The following is a 17,803-nucleotide window of genomic DNA, read 5'->3' as shown; positions in this document are numbered from 1 at the left end:
CCTTGAAAGATGTTATCTTCTTTCTTTTTCATATTTCATATTAACAGTGTAATGTGTATATAACGTGTAGAGATAAGGTTTGAAATTTTCTGTATAATTTAAAAAAGGTGACTTGTTATGCAATATCTAGAAAAATTTTTCGAAAATTTCATATCTCTTGCCGATGCCATGTCGATATATATTCTGGTAGGACTTTTTGCAGCAGGTATTTTGCATGAGTTGATTCCGGAAAATTTCGTAAAAAAACATCTAGGTTCAAAAGATACGGCTTCAGTCCTTAAAGCATCGCTTTTTGGGATTCCTCTGCCTCTTTGTTCTTGCAGTGTAATTCCTTTTATATCGGCTTTGAAAAAAGAGGGAGCATCAAAAGGGGCTATTCAAAGTTTTCTTATCTCTACCCCTATTACCGGTATTGATTCTATCCTGGCAACCTATGGAATTTTCGGATTTCTTTTTACAATATACAGAGTGATCACCTCTTTGATTGTTGCATTGGCTGCGGGTATTATTGATATTTTTATAGAAAAAGAAAATCCACAGCAATCTGAACAAAAACCTGTTTTTACTGTTGAAAAACCTACCAGTCAAAGCTGCTGCTCGGGATGTGAAGATACAAAAATCCAAAAAAAATTCTCTTTTGCCGATGCTTTCAAATACGGTTTCAAAACACTCTTTTCAGATATTGCAAAACCGCTTTTCTGGGGGCTGGTTTTGGGAGCTCTTATAGCCTCTTTCATACCTGAAAACCTGTCAGAATTTTTGAAAGAAAATATCATTCTCAGTTATATAGTAGCACTGATCATATCTCTTCCTATGTATGTCTGTGCGACAGCTTCACTTCCCATAGCCGCGTCTTTGATACTTGCAGGAGTAAGTCCGGGAGCGGCTTTCGTTTTTCTGAGCGCCGGCCCTGCAACAAACAGTGTCACTATCGGTGTAGTATATAAACTTCTCGGCAAAAAATCTCTTCTTGTTTATCTGGGAACTATAATAGCCGGAAGCATCGTTTTTGGCATAGTATTTGACTGGTTTTTCTATCAAAGCGGTATGAGTATTGAAAATTTTGTACATATGAATGAAGAAGCGGGACTTATGAGTCGTATAGCCACTGTAATTTTGCTTGTTATGATATTCAAAAGTTTTTTCAAAAAGAGCAAAGCTGCATGCTGCAGTAGCTAAATTTATCTATTTTACTTTTCAAATTTTTCGGTTTTATGAATTTTTTCTTTCATCTCTTCCTCAGAAGGGGGCTTGTCTGTCTTAACCTGGATATAAAGTTCTACCCTGTTGTTTCTTCTTTGAAGCATAGGATGTTTCCATTTGTACAAAGGTTTGCTGTTTCCGTATCCCATAACAGAAAACATTGAGGGATCGACGCCTTTTGAGATGAAATATTCGATAACTGCTGTTGCTCTTTTCAAGGAGAGTTCCCATGCATCCTTGACACCTGCGATTTTTTTTCCTTTTTCAGATATATCGCAATGACCTTCCACCCTTATTTCTATATTTTCTTTTTCTTCTTTCTCAATTGCTTTGAGTATTTGCGCTATCTGGTTCAATGCCTGTTTTGCTTTTGGAGTCAGTTTTACGGAATCGGGCTCGAAAACTATATCGTCAAAAAGTCTTATAAGGGCATACTCTTTAGTAGCAACTATCTGATATGCGGATACCGGTAGCAGTTTTTTTATCCTTTTCTTTATCTTTAAAACCATATCGGTAGTAAAAGGTACAATAGGACGTATTACAGATATCTGCTGAGGTGCGAATTTTGGATTTTCTCCCTGGAAATAAGAGAGAAATTTCATGGCTTTTGTAACATCGACAGTAGACATGGCATAAAGAAGAATAAAAAATGTAAGAAGGAGTGACATCAAGTCGCTGAAGCTTACAAGCCAGCCCGGTATGGTTTTACACTCTTCCTTTTTTCTTCTTGCCAAAACTGCTCCTATACTGAAAGATTGACTATAAACTCTATTCTTCTATTCTTTGCTCTTCCCTCTTTTGTATCGTTGGGCGCTATAGGGTCATATTCTGCCCTGCCCTTTGCCGCAAGAGCATTCGGATTATATCCGCATTTGATAAAAAGTCTAAGTATCTGTACTGCTCTTGCGGCAGAAAGCTCCCAGTTGTTTTTAAATCTTTTTGTATGAATAGGAATATTATCGGTGTGCCCTTCTATAATAACCGGAAGAGAGGTTTCTTTCATTTTTTCACAAAATGTCATGATATAAGGAATCACATCTTTGTACGGCATATCGCTACCTGGCGGAAATATTCTGTCGGAAAAGAGTCTAAGTCTGATTGATGAGCCATGAGAAACAACTTCAGCTTTCAGGCCTGCCCGCTCCAACATCTCTTTAATTTCGTTTAACTTTTTCTGTATTGCTTTTTTCTTTTTTATTTTGGGGTACATTTTAGGCAAATTGAGCTCTATCTTTTTACCTTTGATGATATTTTCTTCGTGTGTAAGAGTCCTGCCGCCAAAGGCTTCCGTGATACCCCGGATGGATTGATAGAATTTTTCAAGCGATATTGTACTCATAGAATAAAGAAGTATAAAAAAGGTAAGAAGAAGAGACATAAGGTCCCCGAAGCTCACAAGCCAGCCCGGTATAGACTTACACTCTTCTTTTTTTTTCCTAGCCATAATATTTCTTTACACTTCTACACCATACAAAGCAGCAAGTTTCTGCTGCAAAGAATTGGGATTTAATCCCTTTTCAATTGCCTGAGCCGTTATCAAATAGGACTCTTTGTACATAAGCTGGAGTTCTTTGTAATATTTAAGCTTTTTTACAATCGGTATACAAAGAATATTGGCCAAAATAGCTCCGTAAAGAGTCGTAATCATAGCAACAGCCATACCGGGTCCGAGTGCCGCAGGGTCACTAAGATTTTGAAGCATTTGAATAAGACCTATAAGTGTACCTATCATTCCCAGAGCCGGAAAGAGCTCTCCCAAAGCATCCCATACATTGACTTCTGTAGTGAGCTGCTGATCAATCTGCGCAAGGGCATTTTCGGCATTGGACTGAATCTCTTCAATATCCTGTCCGTCTATAAGCATTCTCATGATATCGCCTAAGAGCCTATCTTTTTCATAATATTTGTCTATTTCTGCTTCCAAAGAAAGTATACCCTCTTTTCGGGCTTTTTTCATAGTAGACACCAAGAACTCTATAGTTTCAAGGGGTTCTGGAAGTCCGGGTTTGAAAGCTTTGCCTATAGCCTTTACCCCGCTCATAAACTCCTTCATCGGAAAGCTTGCCAAAGCCGCAGCCAAACCTCCTCCTACAACGATTAGCAGAGACGGTGCGTTCACGAAAGCCATCGGACTTCCTCCGATAACTATCGAAATGGCTATCAATAAAAATGCACCGCCTATACCTATAAGAGTGGCTATATCCATATACCATCCTGTAGTTCAAGAATTAAAAAAAGATTTTGAGAAATAATAGAATATATTTCATAAAATATATCTTACTTACTGTATTATCGGTATTAGTGAAATTTTTTTTAGTTTTGGATATTTGATAATTTTTCAAATATCAGTTCCATATCATGTACCATCTCATCAAAGTTTTCATATCTTATATCAAGAGTGGGTTTTGATTCCGATTTAAAATAAAAAATAAGAGAAAAACCAGAAATTTCGACACTGTCAATGTGAGATTCTGCCCATTCTAATGAGATGGGAGATATTTCACCCTCTTCTGTTTTTACCAAAGCGGCGGGGTATACTCTTGAAATTTCTGAAACATCGATACTTTTGTCTTTAATTACTATCTTCATAATTTATATCGCTTTTTTACTGGGATTTTATCACAATTACAGGTAATCAAACATAAAATTAATAAAACTCATAAAAGGATTGCAAATGAGATTGCCTCTGATTATTACTTATGAACAAAGAGATCCTGTAAATCTCACCAGAGTAGAAAGTATCACTTTAAAAGGCGATACTATACTATTTCATTTTACGCAAAGAAGTATTGAATGGTTTTTCGAGTCTAAAGATGAAGCAGAAGCGATCTATAAAATTATTTTGGAAAGTTATGTAAAATCTATTGAGTACGAATAGCAATTGTTTTCAAAAAAGCTTTCATAAACTCAGGAAGAGCCGATGGCCCGGAGCCTGTAACAACATTTTTATCTATTTCTACAGGAACACCGGTATAAAATACACCGCTATTTATCATCTCTTTTTTAATGGTGTGATATCCGGTAGCTTTTCTGTTTTTTAAAATTCCTGCCGCGACAAGAACCAACGGGCCGTGGCATATTGCGCCGATAGGTTTATTGGCGCCGTCACATTTTACTATCAAATCTAATACATTTTTATCATTTCTAAGTTTTTCCGGTGCATAGCCTCCGGGGATAAATACAGCGTCGATCATATTTAATTTTACTTGGGATATTTTTAACTGGGTTTTTACACAAAAACCGTGTTTTGATGTATACTCTTTTTTTTCTTTGCCCGCAACAAGAACATTATATCCTTCCTCAAGAAACCTGTAAAAAGGATAGATGAACTCTCTTTCATCAAAAAGATCGTCTACGAGTATTGCTATTTTTGTCACTATTTTTTCGGCTCTTTTTCAACTATTTCTCTGCATACTATGCAATATTTTGCGTGAGGCTTGACTTTTAGTCTCAAGATTCTTATAGGTTCACCGCACATTTCGCAAGTTCCATAAGTGCCCTCTTTTATCTTTTTAAAACTTGCCTCAATCTCCTTGAGCTCTTCGTATTGCTGCTCATTTATCGCCTGGTCTATCATATTGTCCGTACACAAAGCAGCATAGTCGCCGTCATCGTTGACTTCCATATTTTTCAACTCTTCCAGCTCTGAAGCTGTCTCTTTTATATTCTTTTCGATCTGTTTTTTTCTCTCTTCGAGAAGTTTTTTAAAGTATTCCACTTCCAACATTTTCTACCCCGCATTTTTTCGGAAAATTCTACCATAATTTTCTTTTATATGTTGTAATCATATGTACAAATTTTATTCACATTTTGATATAATCTTCCTAATTTAAGTTTGAAGGAGAGGTTTTGAGCGAACTAAAAAAGAGGCTTCAGGAAGATTTGAAACAGGCAATGAGAGAAAAAGATCAGTTTAAAAGAGATACTATCAGATTTTTGATGAGTGCAATCAAACAGGTTGAAGTTGATGAAAGAAAGGAGCTGACAGACGAGGATATACAAAAAATTATTCAAAAGTCTATTAAACAGAGAGAGGATGCGGCCGGTCAGTATAAAGAAGCCGGAAGAATGGATCTGTATGAGAAAGAGACAAAAGAGGCTGAACTGCTCAAAAGCTATCTTCCGAAACAATTAAGTGACGAAGAGCTTGAAATTGAATTGAAAAGGATTATAGAAGAAGTCGGTGCAACATCAATCAAAGATATGGGGAAAATCATGGGAAAAGCTACTAAAGAGCTTGCAGGACGTGCCGACGGAAAAAGAATAAATGCAATAGTAAGAAAAATTTTGGGTTAGTTTTTTGTTAAAATAGCCAACACCTTCTAAACAGCAATGTGTGTTCAGAAGGTTCAATAGATAGATTATCCGTTTTTGATTTTTTTTACCGCTTCCGCAATGTCATCCTGTCTCATAAAATGTTCTCCGATCAAAAACGCATCAACACCTATTTTATGCAGCTCTTTAACCTGTTCATGAGTCTGAATACCGCTTTCAGCGACAATAATCTTACCTTTCGGTATAAGAGGTACAAGTTTTTCAGATAATGAGAGATCTATCTCGAAAGTTTCGAGATTTCTATGGTTGATTCCTATAATATTGGCTCCGGCAAAAATCGCTTTTATCAGATCTTTTTTATCATGTATCTCCACTAAAGCTTCCATACCCAAATGCCAGGTATATTCGAGTAGTTCTTTGAGCTCTTTTCTGCTCAGCGCCTTTGCTATAAGTAGGACAAAATCCGCTCCGTATACCAGAGCTTCTACAAGTTGGTATTTGTCTATTATAAAATCTTTTCTCAGAAGCGGCATAGGCACATACCTTCTTATCTGAGTAAGATATTCTATGTCTCCTTGAAAAAAATGCGGTTCAGTCAAAACAGATAGAGCATCAGCTCCGCCTTTTTCATACTCTTTTGCAATTGCAATCGGATCAAAATCCTCTCTTATAACACCTTTGCTGGGACTTGCTTTTTTTACTTCTGCAATAATTCTGTAAGGATTCTCTTCCGTTGATTTCAATGCCGGTTTTACGTCTCTTGGAGCAAAAGGATTATACGCAAGGCTGCGTCCGAGCCACTCTAAAGGATAATCTTTTTTTCTTTTTTCGAGATCCTCTCTGGTTTTTTTAATTATCTTATCAAGAATCAAATTCTGTCCTTTTGTTACTGTTTTTTAGTTATCTTATTAAGACACTCTTCTATTTTTTCCCAATGAATTTTTACCTCTTTATCCTTTAAACCAAGCTTATCAATAACTTTTTTCATCAACTCATATGCTTCTTTGCATCTGCCGAGCTTATAATACCCCCATGCAAGAGAATCAAGATAATAGGGTGATTCACTGTTTTGTTTCAACGCTTTTTTTACAAGCTCAATTCCTCGTTTGATATTTATATCGTGATCTATCAGAAGATATCCAAGATAGTTCAGATATAGACTATCTTCTCTCTTCTCCAAAACTTTTTCAAACTTTTTTATTACATTATTCAGAAGAGTAGGATCGTTTTTGTCTGAAGCTGATTCATATTCAAAAATTGCATTTTGTGCCAGATAGTCCAGATCCCCTGTCTTTTTATATAAAGTTTCTGAAAGCTTTGCCGCTTTTTTGTAATCTTTTTGTATTTTGTAAAGATCAAGGAGAAGTTCGTCATTAAATTTACTTTTTTCAAGAAATTCTATGGCATTTTTATAATCTCTTTTAAAAATATAGAGTTCAACAAGTTTTTTTGCTATATCATCTTCATTGTATCTTTCATACATTCTTTTGTATACTGAAATCATTCCATCCACATCATTTAAAGCACCGTAAAAACTTGCTAGTTTATTACATAACACAAAGGAGCAGCCGTACATTCTTGTATGTGTTTCAAGGTATGCAATGGCATCTTTTTTCTTGTTAAGATACAAGAACATAATAGTTGCCATTCTGTCTACAAGTTTCTCATCATGGTTTATGGCATAAGCGCTCTGATAATATTTAAGTGCGGCTTCATATTTTTTCTGTGACATATACATAGATGCGAGAAACTCATAATCTTGCGGATTGCTTTTCAGTTTTATCGCTTTTAAAATAGATTTTTCCGCATTTTTGTAATCTTTCAGATGAAAATAGACAAGAGATAAAAGACGAAACAGCTGTGCATTATCAGGAAAACTTTTTTGAAGCTTCAATATTTCCTCTTTTGCACTTTTATATTTTTTCATTGCAATAAGGAGTTTTATCTCTTCTATTTTATATTCAGGCCTTTCTGTTTTTTTATATAGTTCTTTAAACAGTTCCGCTGCATCTTGATAATAACCCTTTTGCTGAAAATATAGGGCTGACATAATATAGAAATCTTCTTTTTCAAACACTTTTTGACAACATTTTGTCTCTTTTGTATCGGGTTTTTTAATACTGCATCCCGATATAAATAAAAGAGGCAACAGTAAGAAAAAAAACATTAACTCTTTTTTAAAAAAATTCCGGGACATTCCTTTTTTACCTCTTTTGTGTTTTCTTTAAAATGATCCCAAAAGGGATATGTTCTGCACTGTTTTGGACGGACCGGATATATTTCACATCCTTTATCTTTATCAAAAAAGAGACATTGATAACTGCCATTTACAAATATCTCTTTAATGGAATATCTATATTTTACCTTTTTTAGACAGTTTTTCATAAAACTTTCTGTATCAATTTTCAAAAAATTGGAAATTTCGTTTATTTCATTACTCTGGACCCAGATATATCCGCTCTCTCCGGTACAGCAATTTCCTTCGCAAGTTTCACACGCATTGGGGTCAAAAACAAAATCAAAACCCTCTTTTTCAATCATATCAGACATTTTATACTGTGTACTCCCGCTTCTTTAAAGATTTTTTGTGCCTCATCGGAAAACTTCTCATCTTCAAACACATACAAAGGGGGTATTATTTTTGCGAAAGATTTTGAATTTTTCCTACACTTCATCATTACAAGAGTGGCATCTCTGCTACGTTTCGGATGCACAAACCTGAGAGCTTCAATCCGAAGTCTGTTTAATGAGAGATGATAAACAATGTCCTGCAACTGTTTCGCATCATAACAGAAAATAAAATAACCTTTCGGTTTTAGCAATGAGGCCACTTTTTTGAAAAGTTTATCTAAAGGAAGATGGTGCGAATATCTTGAGATATTTATTTCTGTTTTTTCGCTTTGTATCACATCGGGATGATAAAAGGGGGGATTGGATATTATAAAATCAAAACTTTTTTTCAAATCCATTTCTAAAAAATCTCCAACCATCAGATCTATATCGATATTATTTACCTCTGCATTTTTTTTACTGAAAAATGCCATTTTTTCCTGTTTTTCAACGGCCGTCAGTTTAACATCGAAATTACGTGCAATAAGAAGCCCTAAAACACCAGAACCGGATCCTATATCCAAACAACTGCCTTTTAGATAAAATCTCCTGATAAAATCATACAAAAATATAGTGTCACTGTTGTAACAGTAACCGTCGCTTGGTTGATATATGATCATAACTGCCTTTTTGGGAATAAACTTTTTCAAATTAAATATTTTGTTATAATTTTACCCTTAAATTGTTTATAACAAGGTTTAAAATGATTATAATTCCCGCTCGTTTAGCCTCAACAAGATTTCCTAACAAAGTTCTTGCCGAAATAGACGGCAAGCCTATGGTAATAAAAACTGCCGAAGCGGCTTCAACCATAGATGAAGTACTTATTGCGGCAGATGATGAAACGGTTGTAAAAATAGCAGAAGAGTTCGGATTCAATGCCGTACTTACAAGTAAAAGCCATAAAAGCGGAACAGATAGAATAAATGAAGCTGCTGCTAGAGCCGGACTGAGCGATGATGAGATAATCATAAATGTTCAGGCAGATGAACCTTTTATAGAAACAGATGTCATAAAAGCAGTATATGATCTGACAAAATCAAACTCTTTGAACAGCAATATACTGATGAACAGCGCCTACAAAATAATAGACATGGAAAATGCGCAAAATCCCAATATTGTAAAAGTTATAACGGACGCTTCCGAATTGGCATTATACTTTTCGAGAAGTCTTATCCCCTACCCCAGAGATACACATAACGAATATAAAGCACACCTTGGTATCTACGGTTTTACAAGAAAGGCTCTTTCGAAATTCTGCTCTTTTTCCCACGCGCCGCTGGAACACATAGAGAAACTCGAACAATTAAGAACCCTCTATCACGGATATAAAATAGCTATGGTAAGAGTAAAAAGCGAAAGTATAGGTATAGATACTCCAGAAGATCTTGAGAAAGCGAAAAAAAGGCTAAAAGGTTGAGAAAAAAACAACCTTTTAAACCAAAAACTAAATCAGATTTTTTTCACAAAGACAAAATGCAATCCCTTTTTCATAATAAGCAGCCTCATTTATAAAGACCGGATAAAATGTTTCTCCTTCATATGGTATCACTTTTCCATCAAACGTGACAAATATGGGATCGCCGCTATTTAAAGCTTTGTAGTCTCTGTCCTGCAATGAGGGATGTATAATCGCTTCAATTTCGCCTGCTGCAGTTCTGGGATAGTCAACAGTTTTTACTATATCGTATACTACGGTTTCCTTTGTTTCATATTGATTAATATCATTACTGATTATTTTTAAAGTCTCATAAACGATCTCTTCGCATCTTTGAAAGATATCGGCTCTTAAAACCCCTTGCGGAATCGGTCCTGCCTCAATAGTAAAACCGTGTGGAGTCAGTGTATTTATAAAATCTCCTTCATCGTTGGATAACCACCTGAGAATTTTTATATCATCAAATTTCTCAGCCAGAATAGCTGCAACTCTTTCTGAATACGGATCTTTTTTGGAAAGAACGAGAGTCATTCCCATATTTGCAGTTGTAGTGTGAAGGTCTATCAAAAAACTGTGACCGGAAATAAGCTCTTTTAAAACTTTTGCCCTGTTTGCCTCATATTCCGGCAGCGAATGGTCTTCAAGAACTCTTTTTGAAAAACTTCTGTTTAGATCTTGATCAACATATCTTCTATTGATTTCACAAGCTTTGGGATTGCCAAGAAAAACAGATATATCGAGACTCTGTTTTTTAAAAATTTCTGGGTTTTTTTGCCATTTTTTTACCAGATATGCACCCGTTAACTCGTTTCCATGTACGCCGCCTACAATTGCAACTTTTTTTATATTTTCCACTGTTTAATCCCTATATTGTCGATATCTCTTTTTGGTTTGTGATATTTTGCAGCCAATCAGATATATTAATAAGGCTAAAAGTTACCAAAAATATCATAAGACCGGGGAAAAAGCTAACCCACCATGCAATATCGATCACCTCTTTTCCTTCGCTTAAAATAGAACCCCAGCTCATCTGTGGAGGAGTAATTCCAAGCCCCAGGAAACTTAGCCCGGATTCCGCAAGTATAGCTCCCCCTACTCCGAATGTAAAACTTATAAAAAATATCGGGGCAATGAGCGGAGCAAAATATTTGAGTATTATTTTGATATTGGGAACTTTGGCAATCCTGAGAATTTTTATAAAAGGCTTTTTCGCTATGGCAAAACTTTCACTCCTTATCATTCTTGCCGTTGTCATCCATCCTGTTATCGATATAACCACTATCAAAACAAGACTTGAAGCCTCGATATAACTCACAAGCGCCAAAAGGAGAAAAAATGTGGGAAATGTTAGAAAAAGATCAACAGCTATAACAAAAGTTTTATCAACTTTTCCTCTGAAATATCCTGCACTGACACCTAGAACAAGTCCCGTGAAAGTTGCTATCAAAGCACTTCCCACTCCGATAATCAAAGATACTTTCCCTCCTTCGATAACCCGTGCCAGAATATCTCTGCCAAGCCTGTCCGTACCGAAAATATGTTCAATAGACGGCGGGAGCAGTATAGCTTCTTTATTTAGTTCAAATGCAGAGACTGGATAGAGCAGCTGCCCAAAAAATGAGAATAAAAATATAAAAACCAATATAAAAATACTGATATATGGAATTTGCTTTTTCAAACCGTTTTTCCTCTGCTTAAATATAGTAACTGAGACTGCTTTTGCCGAATTTCTTTGTTTTTTCAAGTTTATAATTTCCGAGCTTTTCAGGCATTTTCAATTTTGACATATGCTCAATAATAATCATTTCTACTATATTTTTCGGAATTTTCTTTATTGTTTCAAAAACTTTGTCATATATCTCTTCCATCCCCTCTCTTATAGAAAAGGGAGGATCAAAATAAAAGTATGCCTTCTCTTTTTTTCTTTTTAACTCCTCCACAATATCGAAAATCAGCTCGAAAGCATCACCCAGATATATTTTAGTACTCTTTTCATCGATATTTTTTGCATTTCTTCTAAGTATTTCATATGAGTTTCTCTCTTTTTCTATAAAATAGGCGTATTTTGCTCCACGGCTGAGTGCCTCAAGGCCCACAGACCCGCTACCGCCAAATACTTCAACAAAATTTGTGTCATATATTTCGTTTTGAAGCCTGTTGAAAAGAGACTCTCTGAGTATCGCTTTTGAGCTTCTTGTAACTTCCAGAGGAGGCAGAACAATTTTTTTACCTTTATATTTTCCCGCTATTATTTTTGTAGTAAACTCTTTTTTCAATACAATCGCCTTTTTCAAACATTTCGGAGATATTTTATCATAAACTTTTTTTGGATAAAATTGCGAAAACTTTTGCAAAAGGGATAAAATGAGCAAAAAAGAGATAAAAAAAGTTGTTTTGGCATACTCCGGCGGACTTGATACAAGTATCATTCTTAAATGGCTTCAAGATACTTATAACTGTGAAGTAGTTACTTTTACTGCAGATATAGGCCAGGGCGAAGAGGTGGAACCTGCGAGAGAAAAAGCTCTGAAACTTGGCATTAAACCGGAAAATATTTTTATTGAAGACCTGAAAGAGGAGTTTGTAAGAGACTTTGTATTTCCTATGTTCCGTGCAAACGCCATATATGAGGGCGAATATCTTCTAGGAACTTCCATAGCAAGACCTCTTATAGCAAAAAGACAGATCGAGATTGCAAAGCTTGTAGGTGCAGACGCTGTAGCGCACGGAGCCACCGGAAAAGGAAACGATCAGGTAAGGTTTGAGATAGGATATCTGGCACTCAATCCAGATATCAAAATCATAGCCCCATGGAGAGAATGGGATCTAAACTCACGAGAAAAGCTTCTCAGATTTGCCGAAGAACACGGTATACCGATAGAAAAGCACGGTAAAAAATCACCCTACTCTATGGATGCAAATCTACTTCATATATCTTATGAAGGCGGAATTCTTGAAGATCCGTGGGCAGAGCCTGAAGAGGATATGTGGAGATGGACAAATTCACCAGAAAAAGCCCCGGATGAGCCGGAATATATTGAGATAGATTATGAAAAAGGAGATCCGGTTGCTATAAACGGCAGGAAAATGTCTCCTGCCCAGATACTGGCAACACTCAACGAATACGGTAACAAACACGGCATTGGCAGAGTGGATATTGTCGAAAACAGATTTGTCGGAATGAAATCAAGAGGTTGTTATGAGACTCCTGGCGGAACGATAATGCTTAAAGCCCACAGGGCAATAGAGTCGATAACTTTAGACAGAGAAGAAGCACATCTTAAAGACGAACTTATGCCAAAATACGCAAAACTTATATATAACGGTTTCTGGTTTGCACCTGAACGCGAAATGCTTCAGGCGGCAATTGATAAAACCCAGGAAAACGTTAACGGTACCGTAAGAGTGAAACTTTACAAAGGAAATGTAACGGTTGTGGGCAGAAAATCGCCCAACTCTCTTTTTGCTCCCGAGTTTTCTACATTCGAAGAAGATGAAGTATACAACCAAAAAGATGCAGAAGGATTCATAAAACTTAATGCTTTGAGATTTATCATCGAAGGACATGTGAGAAAATAGTCGCTAGTTTTTAGCCGGCATTGTGCCGGCTATCATAAGAGTCTATTTTCAAGCGCTTTTTTAATTTCTTCTTTCATCTTTTCCGAAGAGACCGCACCTATGGATATAACCATTTTCATAGCTTCATCTATATCTATATCAAGAAACTCGATATCTTTTCTGTTTGCCATAACGGTGAAGCCTGAAGTTGGATTTGGACAGGTAGGAACGAAAACTATCATGAGCTCTTTACTTATTCTGTTTGTTATAAAACCTATCGAATAGAGTTTTGTATTCGGGTACGGAACGATAACAACTTCTCTGAAAACTTCTGACTCTTTTCCTGCAAAAACCATTTTGAGAAAATCTTTTACAAAGTTATAAATCGTCTTTAAAAGAGGAATATTTTGCATAAGTCTGTCTATAGCGGCAACAAAAATTGATTTTCCGTATCTTTCGATCGAATAGCCCACCAGAACCAAAAAAGATATAATAATACCCAATGTCACAATAACAATTATCCAGTTTCCGTCGGAAACTGCTATAAATCTCTTTATATATTCCACAAGAATTTTTTGAAACCAGAAGAAAATCTGCAAAACTATTACAAAAGGCAGGATAGACAGAGTCCCTATCCACAGATATCTAAAAAACTTTTTCACAAAACTCCTTTTATCGTAGATTTAACAGTTTATGTTATCATTTTATCAAAAATATATCGGAGTTACAATGAGTGAAACCATAAAAAAAATTGACCCCGAATCGCGGGAATTTCAGGAAGAACTCAAAAAAACAGTAATTTTTACAGATAAAGTAATCAAACAGTTTGGTTTTGCATACAACCCTGACCCTGAGATCAATCGCTCAATTCAGTTTGGACTTACAAGAAACAAACTAATCTACGGCAAAAGATACTGTCCATGTTTTTTTGTAACGGGAAATAAAGAAGAAGATAGAATATGCCCGTGCAAACCGGCCCTCGAAAATGAGATACCAAATGAGGGTCTTTGTCACTGCGGAATTTTCTGTACACCGGAATATGCCGAAAAACAGAAAATGGAAGAAGAGATAGAAGAAGTTGTACATCAGCACTCAAGAGGTCTTTCTAAAAAAGAGTGCGAGATACTTCTTGAAAAAGAGCAGCTTGACGGAGATGAACTTGAAGCTTTGATAGAAGCCCGAGAACTTAATATGATTGATTTCAACCTTGTTGATGTGAGAGAGTGGATGGAGTATAGAGCGGCTAGGATAAAGGGCACGGACTATCTTGTACCGACAACAACATTTTACGAGTCTGTAAAACAGATTGAAGACCAAAAAGAGAAGCCTCTCATAGTCTATTGCCATGTGGGGAGCAGAAGCGCATATTGCCAGCGAGTTTTAAAAGATATGGGGTTTAAAAGTGTGGGAAATCTCACTTACGGTATCGTGAGTTATCCCGGTGAAATCGAAAGAGGCTGATATAAAAAAGGAGTTTTAATGAAAGTTTTATTGATAAAAGATGTAAAAGGACTTGGAAAAGCAGGAGAGATAAAAGAGGTAAAAGACGGTTACGGAAGAAACTTTCTTATTGCCAGAGGCTTTGCAAAACATGCCACAGACGCGGTTATCAGACAGTGGCAGGCCGAACAGAAAAGAAGAGCTGAAAAAGAGGCGGCAGAGATAGAAAATCTAAAAAAACTGAAAGAAAAGATTGAGAGTATTAAACTTGTTATCAAGCACAAACTGGGTGCCAACGGAGCACTTTTCGGTTCTATTACCAACAAAGAGATATCTGAAGCTCTGAAAAAAGAGTACGGTATAGAAATTGATAAAAAACATATCGATGTTCATCCTCCTATAAAACAGACCGGGGATCACGAGATAGATATAAAACTTGGCCACGGTATACATGCAAAGCTGGAACTTGTCGTAGAGGGCGAATAGATGTTCGAAGCGACAACTATACTTGCATACAGAACTGACAGGCTTGCAGTCATTGGAGGCGATGGACAGGTAACATTTGGCCACACGGTCTTGAAAAATAATGCAACAAAAATCAGAACTCTCTACAACTCCAAAGTACTCGCAGGTTTTGCAGGAAGTACCGCTGATGCGTTCAACCTTTTTGATATGTTTGAAAATATTTTGGAAAACAGAAAAGGCGATCTTTTAAAATCTGTTATCGATTTTTCAAAAGAGTGGAGAAAAGATAAATATCTCAGACGTCTTGAGGCTATGATGATCGTTTTAAATACTAAACATATTTTTATCTTAAGCGGTACAGGAGACGTGGTGGAGCCCGAAGATGGAAAAATTGCCGCAATCGGAAGCGGCGGAAACTATGCTATATCTGCAGCTAGAGCACTGGACTCCCATGCTGATCTCAAGCCCGAAAAGCTTGTAGAAGAGAGTCTCAAAATTGCCGGAGATCTTTGCATATACACAAATAAAAATATCAAAATTCTGACTCTGGAGGAGTAATGTTTTTAACACCCAAACAGATAGTATCTTATCTGGATGAATATATAATAGGACAAAAAAATGCCAAAAAAACGATTGCAATAGCACTTAGAAACAGATATAGGAGAATGCAGCTTCCAAAAGAACTGCAAGATGAAATAATGCCCAAAAATATCCTTATGATAGGAAGTACCGGTGTGGGTAAAACGGAAATAGCAAGACGCCTTGCGAAATCTCTGGATCTGCCCTTTGTGAAAGTTGAAGCAAGCAAATACACAGAAGTGGGTTTCGTTGGACGTGATGTGGAATCTATGGTAAGAGATCTTGTGGCGGCTTCCATAACACTGGTAAAAGAGAAACACAAAGAGAAAAACAAAGAACTTATCGAGGAATATGTAACAAAAAAGATTCTTGAAAAACTTCTTCCTCCGCTTCCGAAAATGGCAAGCGAAACAAAAAAAGAGGAGTATAAAAAAAGTTTTGACAAAATGAAAGAGAAACTTTTAAAAGGCGAACTTGACAATCTCAAAATTGAAATCGAGATACCCAAAACCGGATTTGCCATAGATGACAGTTCGCTGCCTCCGGAACTTGCACGGGCACAGGAGTCTTTCGCAAAAATCTTCACAATCGGACTCAACAAGGAAGAGATAAAAAAAGAGGTAACGGTCAAAGAAGCCAAAGATCTTTTAAGAACGGAAGCCAGTGAAAAACTTCTCGATATGGAACAGATAAAGGCTGAAGCACTGCAAAAAGCACAGGAAGAAGGCATCATTTTTATAGATGAGATAGATAAAGTTGCAGTCAGTTTAAAAGACCACGGCAGAAGCGATCCGAGCAAAGAAGGAGTACAAAGAGACCTGCTTCCTATCGTAGAAGGCAGTACTGTTTCGACAAAATGGGGAACGGTTAAAACCGATCATATACTTTTTATAGCCGCAGGAGCTTTTCATGTAAGCAAACCAAGCGATCTGATACCAGAACTTCAGGGGCGTTTTCCTCTAAGAGTCGAACTCAACTCTTTGGATGAGGAGACTCTTTACAAGATACTTACTCAGACAAAAAATTCTCTTATAAAGCAGTATAAAGCACTTTTGAGTGTGGAAGGTGTAAATCTGGAATTTGAAGAAAGCGCATTGAAAGCGATTGCAAAACTCTCTTTTACGGCAAATGAGAAGATGGAAGATATTGGTGCGAGAAGACTTCATACCGTTATAGAAAAACTTTTGGAAGATATCAGTTTCGATGCGGAAGAGCATAAAGGCGAAACTATCACTATAACTGAAGATTTTGTTCACCAAAAACTTGATAATCTTGTAGAAAACGAAGATATCGCAAGATATATTCTGTGAGCAAAAAAGTGCAGGAAAACAGACAAGAGACAAAAGCCGGATTTGTAGCTCTTATAGGACGTCCAAATGCCGGCAAGAGCTCACTGCTCAACTGGCTTTTGGGCGAAAAGATAGCGATGGTTTCCCATAAAGCTCAGGCTACGAGAAAGAGACTCAATGCCATAGTAATGCATAAAAATGCCCAGATAATTTTTGTAGATACGCCTGGCATTCATGAAAAAGAGCGGCTTCTGAACAAATTTATGCTTGAAGAGGCCATAAAAGCCATAGGAGATTGCGATCTTATTTTGTACCTCCATCCTGTTACGGATTCGCTGGAAAATTACGAAAAATTTCTTGAATTAAACAAAAATAAGAGACCTCATATTGTAGTTCTTACCAAAATCGATACTGTGGACAACGCAAAACTTCTACAAAAAATAGCACAATTCAAACCTTTTCAGGATAGATTTTTGGAGCTTGTTCCTGTCTCCATAACAAAAAATATAGGAAAAGAGGAACTTCTTGATACTATCATCAAATATCTTCCCGAATCTCCCTATCTTTATGATCCGGAACTTCTGACTACTGAACATATAAGAGATATTTACAAAGAGCTTATCAGAGAGTCAATATTTGAAAATCTAAGTGATGAGATACCTTATGAGACAGATGTTATAATCGAAAAAATAGAAGAATCCGAAAGTCTGGACAGAGTTTTTGCAATGATTGTGGTCGAAAAACCGAGTCAAAAAGGGATAATAATAGGCAAAAAAGGATCTACTCTCAAAAGAATCGGAAAAGATGCAAGAATAAAGATGGAACAGTTCTCAGGTAAAAAAATTTTTCTCCAGCTTTTTGTCGTTGTAAAAAAAGGGTGGACAAGAAACAAAAAAGCTCTTGAAGATTTTGGCTACAAATTTTAACAGACTCTCTAAAATAAATC

Annotated in this window: 24 protein-coding genes; 10 read left to right on the top strand and 14 right to left on the bottom strand. The window is 36.4% G+C overall.

Annotated elements, in window-relative coordinates; translation table 11 throughout:
* Positions 1-117 precede the first annotated feature (117 nt).
* A complete protein-coding gene (locus tag EPR_RS04725) occupies positions 118-1,179 on the top strand; it encodes an SO_0444 family Cu/Zn efflux transporter (RefSeq protein ID WP_200762116.1) in 1,062 nt (353 codons plus the stop codon).
* Between the two features lie 11 nt (positions 1,180-1,190).
* Here EPR_RS04725 and EPR_RS04720 read toward each other — a convergent pair whose 3' ends face one another.
* The 4 genes from EPR_RS04720 to EPR_RS04705 form a co-directional block, all read right to left on the bottom strand.
* Positions 1,191-1,937, bottom strand: a complete 747-nt coding sequence (locus tag EPR_RS04720) for an OmpA/MotB family protein (protein ID WP_200762115.1) — start codon at positions 1,935-1,937, stop codon at positions 1,191-1,193.
* An 8-nt stretch (positions 1,938-1,945) separates the two neighbouring features.
* A complete protein-coding gene (locus EPR_RS04715; protein WP_200762114.1) occupies positions 1,946-2,647 on the bottom strand; it encodes an OmpA/MotB family protein in 702 nt (233 codons plus the stop codon).
* A 9-nt stretch (positions 2,648-2,656) separates the two neighbouring features.
* The gene (locus EPR_RS04710; protein WP_200762113.1) at positions 2,657-3,409 is read right to left on the bottom strand and encodes a motility protein A; all 753 of its coding nucleotides are present in this window, start codon (positions 3,407-3,409) and stop codon (positions 2,657-2,659) included.
* 107 nt (positions 3,410-3,516) lie between these two features.
* Positions 3,517-3,792 (bottom strand): hypothetical protein, encoded by a 276-nt coding sequence (locus tag EPR_RS04705; protein WP_200762112.1) that lies wholly within the window; start codon positions 3,790-3,792, stop codon positions 3,517-3,519.
* 85 nt (positions 3,793-3,877) lie between these two features.
* On the opposite strand from EPR_RS04705, the gene EPR_RS04700 reads away from it, so the two are divergent.
* Entirely contained in the window at positions 3,878-4,081 is a 204-nt protein-coding gene (locus EPR_RS04700; protein WP_200764116.1) for a hypothetical protein, read from the top strand.
* Here the strand turns inward: EPR_RS04700 and EPR_RS04695 are convergent.
* The gene (locus EPR_RS04695) at positions 4,065-4,580 is read right to left on the bottom strand and encodes a type 1 glutamine amidotransferase domain-containing protein (protein ID WP_200764115.1); all 516 of its coding nucleotides are present in this window, start codon (positions 4,578-4,580) and stop codon (positions 4,065-4,067) included. The genes EPR_RS04700 and EPR_RS04695 overlap by 17 nt on opposite strands.
* Positions 4,580-4,930 (bottom strand): RNA polymerase-binding protein DksA, encoded by a 351-nt coding sequence (gene dksA, locus EPR_RS04690; protein ID WP_234697182.1) that lies wholly within the window; start codon positions 4,928-4,930, stop codon positions 4,580-4,582. The genes EPR_RS04695 and dksA overlap by 1 nt, the downstream gene beginning before the upstream one ends.
* A 122-nt stretch (positions 4,931-5,052) precedes the next feature.
* Between dksA and EPR_RS04685 the strand changes: the two genes are divergently transcribed.
* Positions 5,053-5,499 (top strand): GatB/YqeY domain-containing protein, encoded by a 447-nt coding sequence (locus EPR_RS04685; RefSeq protein ID WP_234697181.1) that lies wholly within the window; start codon positions 5,053-5,055, stop codon positions 5,497-5,499.
* Between the two features lie 65 nt (positions 5,500-5,564).
* On the opposite strand, the gene trpC is transcribed toward EPR_RS04685, so the two are convergent.
* The 4 genes from trpC to EPR_RS04665 are packed head-to-tail and all read right to left on the bottom strand — an operon-like array spanning position 5,565 to position 8,708.
* Positions 5,565-6,350, bottom strand: coding sequence for an indole-3-glycerol phosphate synthase TrpC (gene trpC / locus EPR_RS04680; protein ID WP_200764114.1), 786 nt, complete (start codon positions 6,348-6,350; stop codon positions 5,565-5,567).
* A 14-nt stretch (positions 6,351-6,364) separates the two neighbouring features.
* A complete protein-coding gene (locus EPR_RS04675; protein ID WP_200764113.1) occupies positions 6,365-7,645 on the bottom strand; it encodes a tetratricopeptide repeat protein in 1,281 nt (426 codons plus the stop codon).
* Positions 7,645-8,028 (bottom strand): YkgJ family cysteine cluster protein, encoded by a 384-nt coding sequence (locus tag EPR_RS04670; protein ID WP_200764112.1) that lies wholly within the window; start codon positions 8,026-8,028, stop codon positions 7,645-7,647. Before EPR_RS04670 ends, EPR_RS04675 begins: the two co-directional genes overlap by 1 nt.
* Positions 8,016-8,708, bottom strand: a complete 693-nt coding sequence (locus tag EPR_RS04665) for a tRNA1(Val) (adenine(37)-N6)-methyltransferase (protein ID WP_267905527.1) — start codon at positions 8,706-8,708, stop codon at positions 8,016-8,018. The genes EPR_RS04670 and EPR_RS04665 overlap by 13 nt, the downstream gene beginning before the upstream one ends.
* Positions 8,709-8,791: 83 nt before the next feature.
* Between EPR_RS04665 and kdsB the strand changes: the two genes are divergently transcribed.
* Positions 8,792-9,508 (top strand): 3-deoxy-manno-octulosonate cytidylyltransferase, encoded by a 717-nt coding sequence (gene kdsB, locus EPR_RS04660; RefSeq protein ID WP_200764110.1) that lies wholly within the window; start codon positions 8,792-8,794, stop codon positions 9,506-9,508.
* Positions 9,509-9,535: 27 nt separating this feature from the next.
* Here the strand turns inward: kdsB and EPR_RS04655 are convergent, their stop codons facing one another.
* Genes EPR_RS04655 through rsmD form a run of 3 tightly spaced genes read right to left on the bottom strand, consistent with a single transcriptional unit; the run spans position 9,536 to position 11,802 of the window.
* Positions 9,536-10,381 carry an aspartoacylase gene (locus EPR_RS04655; RefSeq protein WP_200764109.1) on the bottom strand — a complete coding sequence of 282 codons (846 nt, stop codon included), beginning with the start codon at positions 10,379-10,381 and terminating at the stop codon, positions 9,536-9,538.
* A gap of 10 nt (positions 10,382-10,391) precedes the next feature.
* Positions 10,392-11,192 carry an ABC transporter permease gene (locus EPR_RS04650; protein ID WP_420827470.1) on the bottom strand — a complete coding sequence of 267 codons (801 nt, stop codon included), beginning with the start codon at positions 11,190-11,192 and terminating at the stop codon, positions 10,392-10,394.
* Positions 11,193-11,220: 28 nt separating this feature from the next.
* Complete coding sequence (gene rsmD, locus EPR_RS04645; RefSeq protein WP_200764107.1) at positions 11,221-11,802, bottom strand: 16S rRNA (guanine(966)-N(2))-methyltransferase RsmD; 582 nt, start codon at positions 11,800-11,802, stop codon at positions 11,221-11,223.
* Positions 11,803-11,890: 88 nt separating this feature from the next.
* Between rsmD and EPR_RS04640 the strand changes: the two genes are divergently transcribed.
* Positions 11,891-13,105: an argininosuccinate synthase gene (locus EPR_RS04640; RefSeq protein WP_200764106.1), complete on the top strand. Its 1,215-nt coding sequence runs from the start codon at positions 11,891-11,893 to the stop codon at positions 13,103-13,105.
* Between the two features lie 32 nt (positions 13,106-13,137).
* On the opposite strand, the gene EPR_RS04635 is transcribed toward EPR_RS04640, so the two are convergent.
* Complete coding sequence (locus EPR_RS04635) at positions 13,138-13,746, bottom strand: DUF502 domain-containing protein (RefSeq protein ID WP_200764105.1); 609 nt, start codon at positions 13,744-13,746, stop codon at positions 13,138-13,140.
* Positions 13,747-13,813: 67 nt separating this feature from the next.
* On the opposite strand from EPR_RS04635, the gene EPR_RS04630 reads away from it, so the two are divergent.
* The 5 genes from EPR_RS04630 to era are packed head-to-tail and all read left to right on the top strand — an operon-like array spanning position 13,814 to position 17,783.
* Positions 13,814-14,545, top strand: coding sequence for a ferredoxin-thioredoxin reductase catalytic domain-containing protein (locus tag EPR_RS04630; RefSeq protein ID WP_200764104.1), 732 nt, complete (start codon positions 13,814-13,816; stop codon positions 14,543-14,545).
* 18 nt (positions 14,546-14,563) lie between these two features.
* Entirely contained in the window at positions 14,564-15,010 is a 447-nt protein-coding gene (gene rplI, locus EPR_RS04625; protein WP_200764103.1) for a 50S ribosomal protein L9, read from the top strand.
* On the top strand, positions 15,011-15,547 hold the full coding sequence (hslV, locus tag EPR_RS04620; RefSeq protein WP_200764102.1) for an ATP-dependent protease subunit HslV: 537 nt from the start codon (positions 15,011-15,013) through the stop codon (positions 15,545-15,547). It begins immediately after the preceding gene.
* Positions 15,547-16,878: an HslU--HslV peptidase ATPase subunit gene (hslU, locus tag EPR_RS04615; RefSeq protein WP_200764101.1), complete on the top strand. Its 1,332-nt coding sequence runs from the start codon at positions 15,547-15,549 to the stop codon at positions 16,876-16,878. The genes hslV and hslU overlap by 1 nt, the downstream gene beginning before the upstream one ends.
* Positions 16,875-17,783 (top strand): GTPase Era, encoded by a 909-nt coding sequence (gene era, locus EPR_RS04610; protein ID WP_234697180.1) that lies wholly within the window; start codon positions 16,875-16,877, stop codon positions 17,781-17,783. The genes hslU and era overlap by 4 nt, the downstream gene beginning before the upstream one ends.
* The last annotated feature ends 20 nt before the right edge of the window (positions 17,784-17,803 follow it).

The organism is Nitrosophilus alvini, assembly GCF_015100395.1.
Classification (GTDB): domain Bacteria; phylum Campylobacterota; class Campylobacteria; order Campylobacterales; family Nitratiruptoraceae; genus Nitrosophilus; species Nitrosophilus alvini.
Note: the sequence above shows the minus strand (reverse complement) of the source record. Positions and strands in the feature narration are given on the sequence as shown.